Source organism: Candidatus Symbiopectobacterium sp. NZEC135 (assembly GCF_025962695.1).
The window spans coordinates 1-596 of sequence record NZ_JAGFPF010001321.1 but is presented as its reverse complement, the minus strand read 5'-3'; the positions used below and the strand labels follow the sequence as shown (position 1 = coordinate 596).

The window sequence follows — 596 nt, the reverse complement described above, 5'->3', positions numbered from 1 at the left end:
CATTACATGACCAACGCGCAATTGCTGTTCAATAGCCTGCTGCAAGTGTTTATGCTGCAAGCATGGAACCCCTATTTTCTGACGTTCAATGCCCCGCTGTGGTCGCTCTCAACGCTGTTTTTCTTCTATTTGCTGTTTCCTGCGTTGGGCCCACGCTTACTCAACAGCCGCCACCCCTGGATTTGGCTTGGCATTATTTGTCTGCTTTATTTGATACCGCCGGCCTGGATTATTTGGAAGCAACAGTTTGGTATGCCCTACACCGGTTTGCTGCAACGCGGACCTATTTTCCGTTTGCCGGAATTTTTAGCAGGGATTTTGGGCTATGCGCTGTTCCGCCATTACCGCGATCGCGCCAGAATGCCACTCACCAGCGGCCAACGCACCGGGGTTGTCGCGTTCATTGTGCTGAACTTCATCGCGGGTGCCTGGCTGTTCACTAACGGCGAAGCCTACTGGTATTTCTTGTTGCACAACGGTCTGCTGCTGCCCGCTCAGGTGGGATTGGTGTGTCTGAGCGCGCTGGCACGCGATCCGGACAGCCACTGGCTGCGCCATTGGTCACCGCGATTGGGTGCGGCATCACTCTCTATTTT

Annotated in this window: 1 protein-coding gene; it reads left to right on the top strand. The window is 54.2% G+C overall.

Annotated elements, in window-relative coordinates; all coding sequences use genetic code 11:
- Positions 1 to 596 (top strand): acyltransferase family protein (locus tag J5224_RS34055; RefSeq protein ID WP_264629270.1); only part of this gene is annotated, 596 nt, incomplete at both ends.